The sequence below is a fragment of the Cobetia sp. SIMBA_158 genome, from assembly GCF_046566945.1.
Classification (GTDB): Bacteria; Pseudomonadota; Gammaproteobacteria; order Pseudomonadales; family Halomonadaceae; genus Cobetia; species Cobetia amphilecti.
The window spans coordinates 1-282 of the sequence record NZ_JAWJYL010000228.1; the positions used below are offsets into that span (position 1 = coordinate 1).

The window sequence follows — 282 nt, forward strand, 5'->3', positions numbered from 1 at the left end:
TATCAAACCACTTTTGTGGCACATGCCAAGGAACATGTGGACGAAGAAATCCGCCAACCATAAAGAAAGGTTTATCGTAATCTTCTCCTAACTGTTCTGCTAGCCATTGTGCAGACTCAAAATCAGGCATTTGCTCATCACTATCAGGAAACGCCCCCCAATCGGTATTTGTTCTGGGATCATGCCATTTCATTCTTTCAGGAGGGTAAGGACCAAACCCTTTTGCTCGGCCACCATATTTATCAAAGCTGGCATCAGCTACTCGCTTATGAAAAACCTTGC

Annotated in this window: 1 protein-coding gene; it reads right to left on the reverse strand. The window is 44.3% G+C overall.

All coding sequences use genetic code 11. The features are described 5' to 3' along the window. Window positions 1–282: hypothetical protein (locus R2R70_RS19755; protein WP_410978861.1), on the reverse strand; the 282-nt coding region annotated here is incomplete at both ends.